At 42.2% G+C, this 16732-nt stretch carries 17 protein-coding genes, 1 tRNA gene and 1 other RNA gene; 10 read left to right on the forward strand and 9 right to left on the reverse strand.

Annotated elements, in window-relative coordinates:
• Nucleotides 1-55: 55 nt before the first annotated feature.
• Complete coding sequence (locus LX99_RS08375; protein WP_109607438.1) at nt 56-1684, forward strand: acyl-CoA carboxylase subunit beta; 1629 nt, start codon at nt 56-58, stop codon at nt 1682-1684.
• Between the two features lie 139 nt (nt 1685-1823).
• On the opposite strand, the gene LX99_RS08380 is transcribed toward LX99_RS08375, so the two are convergent.
• The 3 genes from LX99_RS08380 to LX99_RS08395 all read right to left on the reverse strand — a co-directional run bounded on the left by LX99_RS08380 (nt 1824) and on the right by LX99_RS08395 (nt 3720).
• Entirely contained in the window at nt 1824-2039 is a 216-nt protein-coding gene (locus tag LX99_RS08380) for an Arm DNA-binding domain-containing protein (protein WP_109607439.1), read from the reverse strand.
• Nucleotides 2040-2283: 244 nt separating this feature from the next.
• Nucleotides 2284-2373: transfer RNA gene (locus LX99_RS08385), tRNA-Ser, on the reverse strand.
• Between the two features lie 882 nt (nt 2374-3255).
• Nucleotides 3256-3720 carry an ORF6N domain-containing protein gene (locus tag LX99_RS08395; protein ID WP_245927874.1) on the reverse strand — a complete coding sequence of 155 codons (465 nt, stop codon included), beginning with the start codon at nt 3718-3720 and terminating at the stop codon, nt 3256-3258.
• Between the two features lie 70 nt (nt 3721-3790).
• Between LX99_RS08395 and LX99_RS26355 the strand changes: the two genes are divergently transcribed.
• Complete coding sequence (locus LX99_RS26355; RefSeq protein WP_342769417.1) at nt 3791-3922, forward strand: hypothetical protein; 132 nt, start codon at nt 3791-3793, stop codon at nt 3920-3922.
• 66 nt (nt 3923-3988) lie between these two features.
• Here LX99_RS26355 and LX99_RS26360 read toward each other — a convergent pair whose 3' ends face one another.
• From LX99_RS26360 to LX99_RS08425, 5 genes are all read right to left on the reverse strand, one after another.
• The gene (locus LX99_RS26360; RefSeq protein WP_342769418.1) at nt 3989-4765 is read right to left on the reverse strand and encodes a site-specific integrase; all 777 of its coding nucleotides are present in this window, start codon (nt 4763-4765) and stop codon (nt 3989-3991) included.
• A complete protein-coding gene (locus LX99_RS26365) occupies nt 4759-5022 on the reverse strand; it encodes an Arm DNA-binding domain-containing protein (RefSeq protein WP_342769419.1) in 264 nt (87 codons plus the stop codon). Before LX99_RS26365 ends, LX99_RS26360 begins: the two co-directional genes overlap by 7 nt.
• Before the next feature lie 311 nt (nt 5023-5333).
• Nucleotides 5334-5702: a transfer-messenger RNA gene (ssrA, locus tag LX99_RS08415) on the reverse strand.
• A gap of 123 nt (nt 5703-5825) precedes the next feature.
• Complete coding sequence (locus tag LX99_RS08420) at nt 5826-7058, reverse strand: pyridoxal phosphate-dependent aminotransferase (RefSeq protein WP_031266819.1); 1233 nt, start codon at nt 7056-7058, stop codon at nt 5826-5828.
• 161 nt (nt 7059-7219) lie between these two features.
• Nucleotides 7220-7618, reverse strand: coding sequence for a DUF1573 domain-containing protein (locus LX99_RS08425; RefSeq protein WP_109607443.1), 399 nt, complete (start codon nt 7616-7618; stop codon nt 7220-7222).
• 135 nt (nt 7619-7753) lie between these two features.
• Here LX99_RS08425 and LX99_RS08430 point away from each other — a divergent pair, with 135 nt between their 5' ends.
• The 3 genes from LX99_RS08430 (at nt 7754) to LX99_RS08440 (ending at nt 11848) form a co-directional block, all read left to right on the forward strand.
• The gene (locus tag LX99_RS08430) at nt 7754-10189 is read left to right on the forward strand and encodes an alpha-ketoacid dehydrogenase subunit alpha/beta (protein ID WP_109607444.1); all 2436 of its coding nucleotides are present in this window, start codon (nt 7754-7756) and stop codon (nt 10187-10189) included.
• Nucleotides 10190-10253: 64 nt separating this feature from the next.
• Complete coding sequence (locus LX99_RS08435; protein ID WP_109607445.1) at nt 10254-10835, forward strand: nitroreductase family protein; 582 nt, start codon at nt 10254-10256, stop codon at nt 10833-10835.
• A 248-nt stretch (nt 10836-11083) separates the two neighbouring features.
• Complete coding sequence (locus LX99_RS08440) at nt 11084-11848, forward strand: murein L,D-transpeptidase catalytic domain family protein (RefSeq protein WP_245927876.1); 765 nt, start codon at nt 11084-11086, stop codon at nt 11846-11848.
• 65 nt (nt 11849-11913) lie between these two features.
• Here LX99_RS08440 and LX99_RS08445 read toward each other — a convergent pair whose 3' ends face one another.
• Nucleotides 11914-13455 (reverse strand): L,D-transpeptidase scaffold domain-containing protein, encoded by a 1542-nt coding sequence (locus tag LX99_RS08445; protein WP_109607447.1) that lies wholly within the window; start codon nt 13453-13455, stop codon nt 11914-11916.
• 122 nt (nt 13456-13577) lie between these two features.
• On the opposite strand from LX99_RS08445, the gene LX99_RS26250 reads away from it, so the two are divergent.
• From LX99_RS26250 to idi, 5 genes are all read left to right on the forward strand, one after another.
• Entirely contained in the window at nt 13578-13706 is a 129-nt protein-coding gene (locus LX99_RS26250) for a hypothetical protein (protein ID WP_281270934.1), read from the forward strand.
• Between the two features lie 235 nt (nt 13707-13941).
• A complete protein-coding gene (locus LX99_RS08455; RefSeq protein ID WP_109607448.1) occupies nt 13942-14463 on the forward strand; it encodes a DinB family protein in 522 nt (173 codons plus the stop codon).
• 522 nt (nt 14464-14985) lie between these two features.
• A complete protein-coding gene (locus LX99_RS25340; RefSeq protein ID WP_146203079.1) occupies nt 14986-15228 on the forward strand; it encodes a hypothetical protein in 243 nt (80 codons plus the stop codon).
• On the forward strand, nt 15229-16065 hold the full coding sequence (locus LX99_RS08460) for a phytoene/squalene synthase family protein (protein WP_109607449.1): 837 nt from the start codon (nt 15229-15231) through the stop codon (nt 16063-16065).
• Nucleotides 16066-16210: 145 nt separating this feature from the next.
• Nucleotides 16211-16732: an isopentenyl-diphosphate Delta-isomerase gene (gene idi, locus LX99_RS08465; protein WP_109607450.1), complete on the forward strand. Its 522-nt coding sequence runs from the start codon at nt 16211-16213 to the stop codon at nt 16730-16732.

The raw sequence follows: 16732 nt of genomic DNA on the forward strand, positions 1-16732 counted from the left end.
TTTCATTTTTCTGATAAGAAATTTTCTAAATTACCTGAGTTATCTGAAACCAGTTATGAATATCGAATTCAACAAAAATGAAGATATTAATAAGCAGCTTGTTTTTGAACTGAACACCCGGCTTAATAAAATATATCAGGGCGGCGGCGAAAAAGCCGCGGCCAAACAAAAGGAAAAAGGCAAAATGCTGGCTCGTGAACGGGTTGCGTATTTAATTGATAAAGATAAACCCTGGCTTGAGGTAGGCGCTTTTGCAGCCGAAGGCATGTACGCTGAGCATGGCGGCTGCGCTTCGGGAGGCGTTGTTTGCGGGATAGGTTATGTATCCGGCAGGCAATGTGTAATTGTTGCCAATGATGCTACGGTAAAGGCGGGGGCCTGGTTTCCGATAACCGCCAAAAAAAATCTGCGGGCGCAGGAGATAGCTATCGAAAATCGTTTGCCTGTTATTTATCTTGTGGATTCGGCGGGTGTTTATTTGCCTTTACAGGATGAGATTTTTCCGGACAAGGAGCATTTTGGTCGCATATTCCGCAATAACGCCATTATGAGCAGCATTGGTATCATTCAGATTGCCGCCATCATGGGTTCATGCGTGGCCGGTGGGGCCTATCTGCCAATAATGAGCGACGAAGCTATGATTGTGGAGGGTACCGGTTCGGTGTTTCTGGCTGGATCGTACCTGGTAAAATCTGCTATAGGCGAGGATGTGGATAATGAAACGTTGGGTGGCGCTACCACGCACTGCGAAATTTCAGGCGTTACAGACTATAAACAGCCTAATGACCAGGCTGCCCTCGATTCGATCCGCAACATTATGAGCATGACCGGCGATTATACCAAAGCCGGTTTCGATAGGATAACATCCATTGCTCCGAAACTCGATGAAAAAGAGATTTACGGTATACTGCCCGATAACCGCGAAAAGGCTTACGATATGATGGAGATCATTTCGCGCCTGCTGGATAACTCGGAATTTGAACCTTATAAAGACGGTTACGGGCAATCTATCATTTGCGGCCTCGGCCGTATAGATGGCTGGGCAGTAGGCATTGTAGCCAATCAACGTAAAGTGATCAAATCAAAAAAAGGTGAGATGCAGTTTGGCGGGGTAATCTACTCCGATTCGGCCGATAAGGCCACTCGTTTTATTATGAACTGTAACCAGAAAAAAATTCCGCTGGTGTTTTTGCAGGATGTTACCGGTTTTATGGTTGGTAGCCGGTCTGAGCAAGGGGGGATTATTAAAGATGGCGCTAAAATGGTGAACGCGGTGGCTAACTCGGTGGTGCCTAAGTTTACCATTGTGGTTGGTAACAGTTACGGCGCCGGTAACTATGCCATGTGCGGCAAGGCATATGATCCACGATTGATCTATGCCTGGCCATCAGCAAAAATAGCAGTGATGGGCGGGGGGCAGGCCGCCAAAACTTTATTGCAGATTCAATCGGCAGGATTAAAGGCCAGGGGCGAGGATGTTGATAAAGCCAAAGAAGAAGAGTTATTGAAACAGATCACCGAAAAATATAATTCTCAAACAACTCCCTATTATGCCGCGGCGAGGCTTTGGGTGGATGGAATTATCGACCCTTTAGAAACCCGTAAAGTAATTTCGATGGGGATTGAGGCCGCCAACCATGCGCCGATTGAAAAGGCGTTTAATGTTGGGTTGATACAGACTTAGTGATTAGCGGTTGGAGTTCAGAGATTAGAGGAGATTGTCCTGTCCTGAAATAGATTTATAGAAAATGTTAACAAAAGAGGAAGGAAAGATGACAAAATGTAAAGTATCCTATCTCAGTGAACATCGTACACCTCGTGTTTTAAAGTTTTGAGGTAAGCATTGATACTTTTTTATCCTCATTGTTATGGGTTAACTTCTGGCCGTTTATATTCCATTTGTCGGGATTGACATAGCGTTTAGAGGAGATTTCGATGTGCACACCATCAATGGTGATGCATAGGTAAACAGGGGCGAAGCATTCGGTATTTGTTTTTGATCTCTTTACGGAAAAGAGTAGGTTAAAAGATTTGTTCATCGGCGAAGCTTTAAAGGGAATAGAATTAGTTATATATCCTCCTGCAATCAAGATGTTTAAATACTAAATAAACTCAATTACAGCAACTTATAAGCACTAAGGTGCGCCGTAGTTTTACGTTTAAATCAGGTCACCTACAAGTCACCGGGACGAAGCGATTTATTGGTTCGTTTTGGTGTAGGTTAAAAGCCAAAAACTCCATAAATCATTTATTTACGGTGCTTAGGTTCAATTAAGTAATACTTGGCGGAGAGGGAGGGATTCAAACCCCCGGTACCTGTTACAGTACACCTGATTTCGAATCAGGCACATTCGATCACTCTGACACCTCTCCGTATATTTTATAAAAGAAAAAAATCCCGTGTTTTCAACAGGATTTTTTGGCGGAGAGAGGGTTTTGTAATACCCTTTAATTTCCGCTCTATATTGATATTTTCAGGGTTTTGAATTCTGTACTCACCGAATTACTCACTACCTTTTATCCGCTTTGTAACAGCTGCAAATGCTACAATACAAATGTATAAAAAATTGCTCAATTGCAAGTTTTTAAATGCTTTAACAAAGGATATAATATATAATGGGCTTGGTAGTAAGGCTCATCGCTCGTTTTGAAAGTTAAATCATGGGCAATGGCGTATGAAATGAAATGATTTGTACGTTTGCGAAAATTGAATAAAATTATTGCCACGAAACTCCATATACCTCTTTTTAACCCTTCGTATTACGTCGTGATTACGGTAGCAAACGCGGCGGTCAATTCATTTATTCCTGATTTTGATTTTTTATAATGGTGCCAAAATGTAATATAATATTACTTATGCGCCATCCATTAGACGTTTTTATATATACGATATCCTGGCTCATGAATACTTGGGTTGTTTTATCTTCTTCCATTTTACTCACTATCCAAAATAACCTATTTTCTGTAGCGGTATCGCCATCGATCTTTATTACAGGGCTTGAATAACTGTGCATAGCAAAAAGTACAGACCTGGTTTCCGTTTAGCTAATTTAATTGTAACTAATTAAAGATGCCTTTTTCAATCCGTACATATTGCATCAATCAGAATTAACGCTTGTCTTTGTTGTAAATCGTCAGTAATCAAGTTATTGCAAAGTTTTTGTGGATAATTGGGGAACTACCCTTTTGCAATTTATTAAATATCGAAATTCAGGATGTTATGAAAAAAAGTTATTGTCCCATCCACTAGCAATTTCATAAATTATCAGGCTTATATCCAATCCTTTTACGTTGTTTTAGATCATCCTTTTTAACCAATAACTCATCGAGGTACTGAAATATTAGTTCGATGTTTTTGTCATGATTGCTCAATTTGGTTTTGATATGTTCGATTTCAATCCGCAATTCAGCTTTGTCGTAAAGAAACTGCCTTGCACGGGTGAATACCCTAATAATTTGGATGTTTACTATTATCGCTCTTTCACTGTTCAATATGCTTGATAACATAGCCACACCTTGTTCTGTAAAGGCGTATGGGGTAGAAGGGCTGAACTTAATATTTCTTGGGAGGTTATCACAAATTGTGATAACCTCTGTCCATTCATTCTTAGTTAATTGGAACATAAAATCTTCGGGAAAGCGTATCAAGTTTCTTTTAACAGACTGTTTTAAGGCTCTCGTTTCAACCTCATATAGTGCGGCCAAGTCGAAATCCAGCATTACCTTTTGATTTCTGATTAAGTATATCTTATTCTGTATGTTACTGTCGGATATTAAAATTTGTTCGAGCATGACGGTCAGTTTTATTGGCTTGTTACTTATTGTTAATCGCCTGCATTGGATCCAGTGGACGGGCATGGTTACATGGCTTAGTATTACCGTACTTCTTTTTGAGTTTGGCCATGTCCTGGCTAACTTTTAAATCCAATATTTTAGCGTAGTGTTGTGTTGTTTTAATATTGGTATGCCCCAACATTTTGCTTACGGTCTATATAGGTACACCGTTGGACAGTGTAACGGTAGTGGCAAAAGTATGTCGGGCAATGTGAAATGTTAAAGGTTTATCTATACCGCAGATACCCGCAATTTCTTTTAAGTAAGCGTTCATTTTTTGATTGGTACTTACTGGAAGTGCTTTACCTAAGTTACTGCAAACCGGATGATCAGTATATTTATTAAGTAGACTTAAAGCAGACGGTAATAACGGAATACGGCTTGGAGTATCCGTTTTTTTACGTTTAGTGAAGATCCACATTTCTCCGTCTAGACCTTTAACAATTTCGTTGCGTCTGAGCTTATTTACATCTGCATAAGCTAAGCCCGTAAAACAGCAAAATAAAAAAATATCCCTTACCTGGTTTAAGCGTTCTGTTGAAAATGATTTGTCAGCCATTGCTTGTAAATCATCCCCATTAAGGAAAACTCTGTCGACCTGTTTAATTCTTATTTTGTAGTTGATAAAAGGGTCTTTATCCAACCACCCGCTTGATAAACAAATACCAACAATTTTTTTAAAATTCTTTATGTATTTAAAAGCAGAGTTATTAGCGCAATTACGTTCTGAACGGAGATAAAACTCGTAATTGGTAATAAAATCATAGTCGATTTTTTTAATATCTATATCCGACACTTTGTATTGCCACTGCAAATATTCTTGTGTATGTTTTAGTGAGGTTTGATAGCGAATCGACGTACCTGCGGCATACTGTTTACCAACTAACGTGGCAATTTTCTTATTATGGTCTTTAAATATGTCTATCAGCATTCTTGTTTTTTCGCTTTTCCTAATAGTTTATCCCTTAGAGTTTCAGCGTTAATAATGCTTTTTGTTTCAGTCAATTGACTGTGCGCCTCGTACACTTGTTTTTGCAATGTGTCTAAATAGGCATTAAAAGACTTGGTGTCCTCTTTAGTTCCTTTTAATCTTCCCGCAATGCTGTTCCATTGAGATGGCTCACATTCCCGCCCTGTAGTAGTTTCGGAACGTTTACCGTTTACGGTAATACGTAGATAAATCGGCACCAAGCCGCTTTGATAGTTTTTGGTTTTTTTAAATAAAAAAGCAAGCTGAAATTAGTTTTCATAATGTTTTAAGCATTAAAAAGTGAAACAAAATTAAGCTTGCAATCACATCTGTACAAGATGTTCAAAATATGAACACGTTGATTATCAAAGCAATATGTCTTTTTGGTGAGTAAGGAGTTTATAAAACTAACTCACCGAATTACGCTCCTTTTTATTGCGAATTGGTGAATAATATGGTCATTTGACTAAAAAACAAAGGCCTGCAATCATTTGATTTGCAGGCCTTTAGTCTGTTTTGACATTGAATTAAGTGGAGCCGGAGGGATTCGAACCCTCGTCCAAACATGGTATAAGGTAAGCTTTCTACATGCTTAGCTTCTGTTTAATTGTAGGGAAGGGGAAGGTCAGCCGCTTACCTGTACCGTCTTCCTTAGGTGCTTTATCTTATCTGCTTATCACACCCTAAGCAAACCAGTTTCGTTTTTCGATGCCCCAGTTGCCGATCCAACAAAACAGAAAACCGGCGGGACAAAAGCTATGCTAATTCTAAATTAGGCAGCTAAGGCGTAGTTATTTTCGCCATTTGTAAGTTTGAGCGTTCAGATTAAAGCGCTAATTCACCCAACGCGCTGCATGCTTACCTACTTATCTCCATCCTGTCAATTCCGGTCGACCCCATTTTTTTAGTTTGCACCAACCAGCGGGCAGTAATCGCAGTTAAGCGATTACAAATATACAAAAAATTTCTTTAGTCAACGGTGGGCGTTTTACATATTGTAAACGCCCGCCGTTAGTTTCTGTTAAACAGTTGCTGCTTTTTGATTTAGGCTTGCGGCTTCAACGCGCCCGGGATAAACCCTTAAAGCTTCTTCTAAACAAACCATGGCTTTGGTTAGGTCATCATTATTTAAAACATAGGCCATACGCACCTCGTTTGCGCCTGCTCCGGGTGTGCTGTAAAAACCGGTTGCAGGTGCCATCATCACTGTTTCATTATTCAGGCTGAATGTTTCAAGCATCCACTGGCAAAACTGATCAGCATTGTCTATCGGCAGTTTGGCAACAACGTAAAATGCGCCGCCCGGGTTAGGGCAGTAAACGCCGTCCATTTTGTTCAAAGCGGCAACCAGCGTATCGCGGCGGCTGGTATATTCTTTATTTACCGCTTCAAAATAGCTGTCGGGCGTATCAACTGCCGCTTCGCCTGCAATTTGTTCAACCATACCTGCGCTTAAACGGGCCTGGGCAAATTTCAGCGCTGTTTTGCGCAGTTCTTTATTTTTGGTGATCATGCAGCCCAGGCGCGCACCGCATGCGCTATAGCGTTTACTTACAGTATCCATCACTACCACATTTTCTTCCAGTCCATCCAGGTGCATTGGCGAAATGAAAGTGCGGCCATCATAACAAAATTCGCGGTAAGCCTCGTCCGAAAAAAGGTATAGATCATGCTTTAAAACCAGTTCTTTAAGCGCGTCCATTTCCTCTTTAGAATATAGGTAACCTGTAGGGTTGTTGGGGTTACAAATGATGATGGCTTTGGTTTTCTCGGTGATCAGTTTTTCAAACTCGCTGATAGGAGGGAGCGCGAAACCGTTATCGATGTATGATAATATTGGTTTAACAACAATATCACCCTGGCTGGCAAAACCATTATAGTTGGCATAAAATGGCTCCGGAATAATTACCTCATCGCCCGAATCAAGGCAGGCCATCATGGCTATGGTAATAGCTTCCGAACCGCCGGTGGTTACAATAATATCGTCGGGGGTAATGCCGTAACCTAATTTATTGTAGTATTCGGTAAGCTTTTTGCGGTAGCTTAATGTACCCTCGCTTGGCGTATAGGCCCAAACTTTAAAATCGATGTTTTTAATAGCGTTAAGCATCCCATCGGGAGTAGCAATATCGGGCTGACCGATATTGAGGTGGTAAACCTTTTTTCCGTCCTGCTTGGCTTTATCAGCGTAAGGTGTTAGCTTACGTATCGGCGATGCGGGCATTCGTTGCCCCTTGTCAGATATTTTTGGCATCCTGCAAAATTACTAAAAAAGTAAAATATATGCCCCTCTAAATCTCCCCCGGAAAGGGAGACTTTTTGGAGTTTATCATAAAAAGAAAAAGCACCGCCATAGCGATGCTTCAAATATTATCTATAGCCCTACCTTCCGGGGAGGGTTGGGTGGTGCTGGCTTTACTTGCTGGTAGCAGGTTTAGCCACAACCTCACCAACAATGTTGAGGTACTTTTCAGGCGTTACAGCGTTTGATTTAACTACAATTGTTTTGTTAAATGGCTGGGCTGCAGCTGCATTGTAAGTAATTTTAATTACACCTTTACTGCCGCTTTTAACAGGGGTTTTAGTGTAATCGGCAATAGTGCAACCGCAGGTTGGCCTTACTTCGGTTAAAATAAGGGGCTCTTTACCAATATTGGTAAATTCAAATACAGTGGTAACCGGGGTGCCTTGCGGAATTTTGCCAAAGTCGTGCTTTTCTTCGTTAAATTTAAACTCGGCTTTACCGCTATCCTGCGCCGAAGCGGTAAAGGCAAAACCTAATACCACCGCACAAATCATTAGTATCTTTTTCATATGTTTATTTGATTATTACAAATATAAAAGGTTTAATGTAATTACAAAACTATTACTCAAACTCCGGGTTTTATCTGTTAGTTTGCCCGATACAAAATAGAATTTTATACTTTTACGGTCTAAACAAAATTTTATATGCCTGAAACTACAACACGAGCTACCAGCGGTTTTACTGCTGCCGAGCTCAGTTTTGATGATTTCAAAAAGATTGTTATTAATGATTATCGTATTGGTTATGAGAGCCGCCAGGCCAGTTTAATCGGTCGGAGGGAAGTACTAACGGGCAAGGCAAAGTTCGGTATTTTCGGCGACGGAAAAGAGGTTGCACAACTGGCTATGGCCAAGGCTTTCAGACCCGGCGACTGGCGCGCGGGCTATTACCGCGACCAAACTTTCATGTTTGCCACCGGCATGAGCAACCTGAAGGAGTTTTTCGCCCAGCTTTATGCAAATCCTGATATTGAAAAAGATCCGGCTTCGGGCGGCAGGCAAATGAACTGTCATTACGCCACACGTTTTGTAAATACCGACGGCAGCTGGGTTAACCAGGCCGAAACGATGAACAGTTCATCAGATATATCCACCACCGCCGGGCAAATTCCGCGGTTGTTAGGTTTGGCCTACGCTTCAAAGCTATATCGTCAAAATAAAGAACTTGATTACCTGAAACAATTTTCGGTTAACGGCAACGAGGTGGCCTTTGGTAGTGTAGGTAACGGCGCTACTTCTGAGGGTTCTTTTTTCGAAACTTTTAACGCGGCCGGCGTATTGCAAGTGCCTATGGCGCTTTCTATCTGGGATGATGCCTATGCCATTTCGGTTCCGGCAAGCCTGCAAACTACCAAAGAGGATATCTCGGAAGTATTGAAAGGCTTTCAGCGTGAAAACGGCAGTAACGGCTATGAGATATTCAAGGTTAGGGGTTGGGATTATATAGGCCTTTGCGAAACTTATGAGCGGGCAATCAATATTTGCCGCGAGGAGCATGTTCCGGTGCTGATCCACGTTACCGAAATGACTCAACCCCAGGGGCACTCAACTTCAGGTTCGCACGAGCGTTATAAAAGTAAAGAGCGCCTGGCCTGGGAGGAAGAGCACGATTGTTTGCTAAAGATGCGCGAATGGATGATCGCTTCGGCTATCATTACCGAAATTGAACTGGAAGAACTGGAGGGCGAAGCTAAACGATACGTTCGTGAATGCCAGCGCGAAGCAGCCAATGAGCTGGCCGTTATTCTTAAAGCCGAGCTTGAAGAAGCGGTTAAACTGATCAATCAGTTTGCCGAAACCGTTCCTTTAAAAAAAGACGATATTCTGGCTGTGTCGGCAACCTTACAGTCGGCCTTTGACGCTGGTCGGCGTGAGATCTTTACCGCTATCCGTAAAACCTTGCGCTTAACCACGCACGAAAATAACCCGGAACGTACGCGTTTGGTTGATTGGTTAAAAACCGAGCAGGATAAAAACAACGAGCGCTATAACTCAAAACTATTCACTGGTACACCACAATCGCCTCTTTATGTGCCTGTTGTGCCCGCTATTTATACAGAAGATGCAAAGGTAATGGATGGCAGGGAAGTGCTCAACGCCGCTTTCGATGCCAACTTTGCCCGTGATAAAAGTATCGTAGCCTTTGGGGAAGACCTGGGTATGATAGGCGACGTAAACCAGGGCTTTGCCGGCTTACAGGCAAAATACGGAGATATCCGGATCAGCGATACCGGCATCCGCGAAACCAGTATTATAGGGCAGGGCATGGGGCTGGCCATGCGTGGTTTACGACCAATAGCCGAGATCCAATATCTGGATTACCTGATTTATGCCATAACCATCATCAGCGATGATATTGCCAGCTTAAGCTACCGCACTATGGGCGGGCAAAAGGCGCCGTTAATTATCCGCACCCGCGGCCATCGTTTGGAAGGTATCTGGCACTCAGGCTCGCCAATGAGTGTTATTTTAGGATCTATGCGTGGTTTTCATATTTGTGTGCCTCGTAACATGACGCAGGCAGCCGGTATGTATAACACTTTATTACGGGGGGATGAACCCGCATTGGTGGTTGAGTGCCTCAACGGTTACCGTTTGAAGGAAAAATTACCGGCTAATGTCGGCGAGTTTACCGTGCCGCTTGGTAAAGCCGAAATTTTACGCGAGGGCAATGATATTACAGTGGTATCTTACGGCTCAACTTTACGCATTGTACAGGAGGCATCTGAAGAGCTTGCTGCAATGGGCATCCATATTGAAGTTATTGACCCGCAAACCTTATATCCGTTTGATAAAGAGAATATTTGCGGTACTTCATTAAAGAAAACTAATAAGTTATTAGTGGTTGATGAAGACCTTCCGGGTGCGGGCTCTGCCTATATTCTTCAAAAGATATTGGAAGCTCAAAATGGCTATTATTCGTTGGATGCTCAGCCCAGAACACTAACGGCTAAAGAGCACAGGCCACCTTACGGATCGGATGGCGATTACTTTAGTAAACCATCTGTTGATGATGTGATCGAAACGGTATACGCCATGATGAACGAGGCAAACCCCTCAAAATATCCGGCCATTTATTAATTAATTATTGCTGATTAGTGTATTTAAATCACTAATCAACAATATCTTATGTTATTTTACTTTTATGGATTCTACAACATTTTCAAATATAGCTGAAGTTATAAAAACACGCCGTTCTGTTAAACCTGCGGCAATGAACGGTCATAAAATTCCTAATGCTCATGTGGCCGCGCTGCTTGAACTGGCCGATTGGGCACCAACCCATGGATACACAGAGCCGTGGCGTTTTACAGTTTATGAAGACCCGGCCGTTTTTGCTGCTGAACATGCCGAAGTTTACAAGAAAAGTGTAACGGCGGATGATTTCAACGAAACTACCTATAACAACCTTAAAAATCTGGGTAACAAGGTGTCGCATGTCATTATTTCAATCATGAAGCGTGGCGACCTGCCGAAGATTCCGCCTTTTGAAGAGATCGCAGCCGCGTCGAGCGCTATCCAAAATATCCTGTTGGGGGCAACTGCCTTAAATATCGCTTCGTTTTGGAGTACCGGCGGCGCCATCCTTAAACCGGCGTTCAAGGAGTTTTTAGAGCTTCGCGAAGAAGATGTAGTGATGGGGGTATTATATCTTGGCTATGCCGATCAATATCCTGAAGGGAAACGTACCATCCCGTTAGAGGATAAAATAAAATGGGTGAAGTAAATTCTACCGATACTTTCTCTGATCTATGGCGTAGGATGTTTGTTTTATTTCTTAAATTTTAAGTAATTTTCATTTTAGTAAAAAAAATATAGATTTTAGACTTGCAAATAAAGTTTTAAACCATATTTTTGTATCGATCTGTTAACAGCAGGTTAACCCAATATCCAAACCCTGTTACTATACCCTAATTAATTAAAATAAATTAAACTCACGCAAAGTGTATGAGGAAAAATTTTTTGTGGGTCGCCATGTCGATTTTATTATTTTCGGCTACAATTTTAAGTTGGAAATCGGATGGTACAGGCAGATCAGTGCGAGCGAAAAAAAATGGAAGGTTTACGCCCAAAGAGTTATTTGATCAGTACGTAAATACCCTTTACCAGGCCGCGCAGCTACAGCAGGCCGGTTTGGCTTTTAACGTGTTTGAGAAAGCGGTTATGGGCTATACCAATCTGAAATTAAATCATATAGTACCCGAAAACAGCTCGGTATTAACGGTGATTGATTTTGCAAAATCCAGCAGGGAAAAACGCATGTGGATTATTGACCTGTTAAGCAGGCAATTGGTATTAAATACTTGGGTGGCCCATGGTTCCGGCAGCGGCGAAGAAATGGCGAACAGTTTTTCTGACAGGAATGATTCGCATCAAAGCAGCCTTGGTTTTTACGTTACCGACAAACCTTATATTGGCAAACATGGCCGTTCGTTATATCTTGACGGTATGGACGAGGGTTTTAACGGTAGCGCGCGTATGCGCAGCATTGTATTGCATGGCGCTAATTACGTAAGCCAGTCAGCAATTAATGAGCAGGGTTTTTTAGGCAGAAGTTTTGGCTGTCCTGCGGTATCACCAAAATTGGTGAATAAGATCATCAACACCATACAGGGCAAAACCGTTATTTTTATTAATGGCAACGATATTTCGTACACTTCAAAATATCTTGATGAGGCGGGGCCTTTCAGCTTAATGGCCAGCGCCGATACAACAGCATTTGATTCGGTTAAATTTTAAATCCAAACCAAGTATAAACCAAATCATGAGCCCGGCTTACTTAACAGTTCGCCGGGCATTTTTATTTATCTGGCTAATAAACCCTGCAAATGCGAATAAAGTACAATATCCAAACCGTAAACATCCGGGCGATATTGGATCACGCCGTTTTCGTCCGCCCAGCAGGTCACGTAAGTAATGTAAATTGGGGTTTTCTTCGGCAAGCCTATATTGGTTGGCTCTGGCTTATTAACCACCATGTCGTTAGCAATGGTATCCAGGACGGCACCCTCGCCAAAAAGGTTCCTGGCCAGGCCCAGCGGATCGCCCAAACGTACGCATCCGTGGCTTACAGCCCGCATGGCATGCCCGAAAGCCGACTTATTGGGGGTATCGTGCAGGTAAACGCTGCTCCGGTTCTTGAAAAGGAACTTAATTTTGCCTAATGAGTTATCATCACCCGGGCGTTGCTTAAACTCATACTCAAGGTTATCGGGCGTAACCTGCGACCAGTCAATTGTTTCCGGGTCAGCTATCCGTTTCCCGTTTTTAAATACATCTATGTTTTTATTGGCCAGGTAATAGCGGTCTTCTGCAGCCTCCACAATGATCTCTTTGGTGGCTATACTGCGCGGGATATTCCAAACCGGGTTTACCTGTACGCTATGGATCACGCTGTTTAATATCGGCGTTTCGCGCGGGAAGGGTTTATCAACACGGGCGGTATCGTCAAAATGTTCAAGCGTATTTTGATTCTGCATGTTGCGGCCCTGGCCAACGCAAACCTTCATGTTTAAAACAGATTTGCCGTCTTCCATTACGTCTAACCGGTAATCCGGGATATTAACAATCACATATTTAGGCTCGTAAGGCTTGTTTCTCCAGCGTAAACGTTCAAGTGCCACTAATAAATAACGCTTACTTTCTTCCCGGCTTAAACCCTCAATGGTGGCGCTGTCGCGATAAGCCTTTTGTATGGCTAAATATTGCGGATTTTTGGGCTGAATGCTGTCAAGATAGGCTTTAAAATCATGATTACCAAGGGTAGCAAGCATCCCGAGGCTATCGGGCCGGCGGGTTGCCATAAAGTATCTCGAGTATATTTTTTTAGGGTTAATAACACCGTATTGCACGGCGTTTGCATATTTAACAAACGCGCCGGCGGTCAGGATTTCCAGTTTGGCTACCGTTTCGTACCCATCTTCGATGGTTTTTATGGCTTTTTTATCCTTTAGTTTAGCGGTAAGCGTTTTAATTTCATCAGTAGGATAAATGGATGGATCCAAACCATGTTCGTTTAGCCTGCCGATATATTCGGTAAGGGCATCAAAATCGCCGTTGTTCAAGTGGTTTACCACCAGCAGTGGTTCGTATTCGTTCTTTTTGAAAAACGATTCGATAACCAAAGGGTTGGCTATCTTTTTCCTGTACCTGGCAAACACCTTATTGAAAACCGCGATGTATTCGGAGGTGTCGGCTTTTTTAAAGACCGGGTTTTGGGTAACCCTGAACATTTCGTCGGCGATGACCGAGTGCTTTTTTTTACAACCGGGCAGGGTAAGCAAGGCGATCAAACACGTGGAAAGAATAATAGGTATAAAATGCTTTTTTATAGGGATAGGTATCATATTGCTTTGAAGATAGTTAAATATTGCATAGCAATAGCCATACCATAAAACGCCATCATTTTTAATTATTTTTGGACACAATCGTTAATAAACTTAAACCGGCGCGAACCGTTTTAATTAAAATGAAAACGCTGTTGCCTTATGCCCGAATCATGTTGCTGCGTTTCATGGGTTTAGCACAAGGTTTTAAACCTGTAAATAAAGAAGCATCGCTGCAGGTAAATAAATTGCCCGGGGTTTTGTTCAGGTAAAAAGGCAAATATATTTTGTCAGTTCAGCGAAATCATGGTGGTGACTGTGACGTTTTTTCAGACATTGCCAGCGCTGTTACCGGTCGGTTCCCGGCAACATGGAGTTTGGACTCTGTACTTTATGGAGACGAACACTTCGGTGCGGATTCAACAAACCGGCTGCGGACATCAAGCACGGGCATTGACGGTTGCTCATAACAGTTAATTACGACGAATATAAGCCTTATAAAAAACAATGAAATCTGCCGATAAACTACCTGAAGTATGGCTTCGCGGTCCGTTGAATGATATACCGGCTTTGCTGCAACCTGTAGCGCATGCTTTGCTGCAAGCCCGCGAAGAGCTGAACGAACTGATGGCTGGTTTTCCGGATAACTTGCTTTGGGAAAAGGTTGCCGGTATGGCATCGCCTGGTTTTCATTTACAGCACTTAACGGGGGTGCTCAACAGGCTGTTTACCTATGCAAAAGGGGAGTTATTAAGCGGGGAGCAATTGGCTTACCTTGCTGCCGAAGGCAAGCCGGATGATACCGGAATAACTACATCTCAATTGATCAAAGCCTTTAATGATCAGGTTGATGAAGCCTTGCGACAACTCAAGGCTACAGAGCAAGCTACATTAACCGATTGGAGAGGGGTGGGCCGGGCTCAACTGCCATCCACTGTTATCGGTTTGTATACCCATGCTGCCGAGCATACCATGCGGCATTTGGGGCAGATGATTGTTACGGTGAAAGTACTTAAAAAAGGGCTGTAACCGAGGTTAATCGGTTTCGGCCTGCTTGATAAATACTTGTCCTCAACATTTTTTTAAAGATTTCAAATCATCGCATCAATTCTTTTGTCCGGCTTTTTTTTATTCAAAATATTGATAATCTTTATATTGGATAAGGCATTTATGCAATCAATATTTTTTGCAGAAAGGGTACTTTTTGATTTGCTATAATTGAAGCTGTCATTTCCTTGTTAAATTTTTTCTTTTTCTAATCATCAAAATTTGCTTAAGCAGGCGCTTAATAAGCCTGATTATCCTTTTGATGATGGTTTTATGCTCTGTTTGTAAAAAAAAAGCATCTGATTTAACAATTTCTATATCAGTCATTTATTTCACAAATGAAGCATTATATCCACAAAAGTTTGAGCTTTAAAGAACAATTACTTAAAAGATTCGTTCATTTGTTTTTAAATAGTATGATATTGTATTAATGTTTTGATTTTAATACAATATTGAATTACTTTTGGTAGAGCTTATTCTTTTGTTACGTAAAATATAACTGTTATGATTCGTTTCGCCTTACCTGGTTTTACTATCACAAAAGGAAATATAGCTTTCCTTGATTCCATACTTTCAGGATTAGGCTCGGCAGTCGGCTTTCCTGGAACAATTGCTGTTATTTTTAGGGTAGATCAAAATACTTTCCGGCGGATTGGTAGTTTTCTTGAAACTCACCGATGTATGGTTCCCTTTGTCATTAACGGCAAGGGTTACCACTCAATTACTCATTCAACACCTCAATCATAAATGAAAGAACGATTTGATGTTTTATCTGCCAAGTGCAGCCGGGAAACAACGCGCCTTTACAGTACCAGCTTTTCTTTAGGTATACTTTTTTTCGATAAGGAGGTGCGTCACCCTATTTATGCCATTTATGGATTTGTAAGGTTGGCCGATGAGATTGTAGACAGTTTTCACGATTATCCCAAATCCCAAATGCTGGCCGAATTAAAGGAAGAAACGTTTACCGCCATTGAACGCGGCATCAGTATCAACCCGGTCATCAATTCCTTTCAGCAGGTGGTGAACAGGTTTGGCATCAAACGCGAATGGATTGAACTGTTCCTGAAAAGCATGGAAATGGATCTGGCCGACCAGGTTTACAATCCGGAAAAGTATGATGAATATATATTAGGATCTGCGCAGGTGGTTGGGCTGATGTGCTTACATGTATTCACTAAAGGTAACCAAGATGAGTTTGAAAGGTTGAGGATCCCTGCTATGAAATTGGGTTCCGCTTTTCAAAAGGTTAATTTTCTGAGAGATGTGAACGCGGACTACGAGGCTTTGAACCGGACCTATTTTCCCAATGTCGACCTGTCCGCATTTTCGGATGCCGACAAGCGGGAGATCGAGGACGATATTTTGAGGGAATTTGATGAGGCGCTGGGCGGCATCAGGCAATTACCGCGTTCCTGCCGCAAGGGGGTTTATCTGGCCTATGTTTATTATCGCAAGTTATTTACCAAGATAGCTAAGGTTCCTGCGCAAAAAGTAATGCAGGAAAGAATCCGGGTATCTAATGGTCATAAGTTTTACTTAATGTTCGATTCCCTTGTACGTTATAAGCTAAATGTATTGTAGTAATTCGCTGCCGGTTTTGTGTGATATACAGAACCATGATAAATGTCTTTAATCATCAATAAAATATAATAAACCCGTGGCGTCGCTGCAATAACCTATTGATTCGCGCCGCCGCCGGTTAGCTAAAAAATTAAATAAGTTAGAATTGAAGGAAAGTGTAATCATTGTAAATGCTGATGGTCAATCCATCGGGGCCATGGAAAAAATGGAAGCACATCGTTCGGGTACGCTGCACCGCGCTTTTTCTGTGTTTATATTCAACAGCAAAGGCCGGTTGCTGCTCCAGCAGCGTGCCCTGGATAAATACCATTCGGCAGGGTTATGGACCAATACCTGCTGCAGCCATCCGCGTTTTGGGGAATCTACACCCGACGCAGCACACCGCCGTTTGCGGGAAGAAATGGGTGTGGACTGCGAACTGACAGAACTATTCGCGTTCAGTTACCGCCACGAATTTGATAACGGGCTCATCGAAAATGAGTATGATCATGTATTCCTGGGCATTACTGATGATCTGCCGCTGCCAGATCCGGCGGAGGTAGCCTGTTTCCGATACCTTTCTGTAGATGAATTGGCATTGGAATTATCAGAGCGGCCGGATGAATTTACCGCCTGGTTCAAGATTTGTGTAGAAAAGGTATTAGAGATCTATTATCAAATTGTGTAA

Source organism: Mucilaginibacter oryzae, assembly GCF_003148845.1.
Lineage (GTDB): Bacteria > Bacteroidota > Bacteroidia > Sphingobacteriales > Sphingobacteriaceae > Mucilaginibacter > Mucilaginibacter oryzae.

Excerpts from the sequence above, each read along its gene's own strand:
- LX99_RS08380 (WP_109607439.1), bottom strand. The coding sequence starts at position 2,039 with ATGAACAAATCTTTTAACCTACTCTTTTCCGTAAAGAGATCAAAAACA.
- LX99_RS08430 (WP_109607444.1), top strand. The coding sequence starts at position 7,754 with ATGCCTGAAACTACAACACGAGCTACCAGCGGTTTTACTGCTGCCGAG.
- LX99_RS26360 (WP_342769418.1), bottom strand. The coding sequence starts at position 4,765 with ATGCTGATAGACATATTTAAAGACCATAATAAGAAAATTGCCACGTTA.
- LX99_RS08375 (WP_109607438.1), top strand. The coding sequence starts at position 56 with ATGAATATCGAATTCAACAAAAATGAAGATATTAATAAGCAGCTTGTT.
- LX99_RS08395 (WP_245927874.1), bottom strand. The coding sequence starts at position 3,720 with ATGCTGGATTTCGACTTGGCCGCACTATATGAGGTTGAAACGAGAGCC.
- LX99_RS26355 (WP_342769417.1), top strand. The coding sequence starts at position 3,791 with ATGACGGTCAGTTTTATTGGCTTGTTACTTATTGTTAATCGCCTGCAT.
- LX99_RS08455 (WP_109607448.1), top strand. The coding sequence starts at position 13,942 with ATGAAATCTGCCGATAAACTACCTGAAGTATGGCTTCGCGGTCCGTTG.
- LX99_RS26250 (WP_281270934.1), top strand. The coding sequence starts at position 13,578 with ATGAAAACGCTGTTGCCTTATGCCCGAATCATGTTGCTGCGTTTCATG.
- LX99_RS08440 (WP_245927876.1), top strand. The coding sequence starts at position 11,084 with ATGTCGATTTTATTATTTTCGGCTACAATTTTAAGTTGGAAATCGGAT.
- LX99_RS08420 (WP_031266819.1), bottom strand. The coding sequence starts at position 7,058 with ATGCCAAAAATATCTGACAAGGGGCAACGAATGCCCGCATCGCCGATA.
- LX99_RS08425 (WP_109607443.1), bottom strand. The coding sequence starts at position 7,618 with ATGAAAAAGATACTAATGATTTGTGCGGTGGTATTAGGTTTTGCCTTT.
- LX99_RS08445 (WP_109607447.1), bottom strand. The coding sequence starts at position 13,455 with ATGATACCTATCCCTATAAAAAAGCATTTTATACCTATTATTCTTTCC.
- LX99_RS08435 (WP_109607445.1), top strand. The coding sequence starts at position 10,254 with ATGGATTCTACAACATTTTCAAATATAGCTGAAGTTATAAAAACACGC.
- LX99_RS25340 (WP_146203079.1), top strand. The coding sequence starts at position 14,986 with ATGATTCGTTTCGCCTTACCTGGTTTTACTATCACAAAAGGAAATATA.
- LX99_RS08460 (WP_109607449.1), top strand. The coding sequence starts at position 15,229 with ATGAAAGAACGATTTGATGTTTTATCTGCCAAGTGCAGCCGGGAAACA.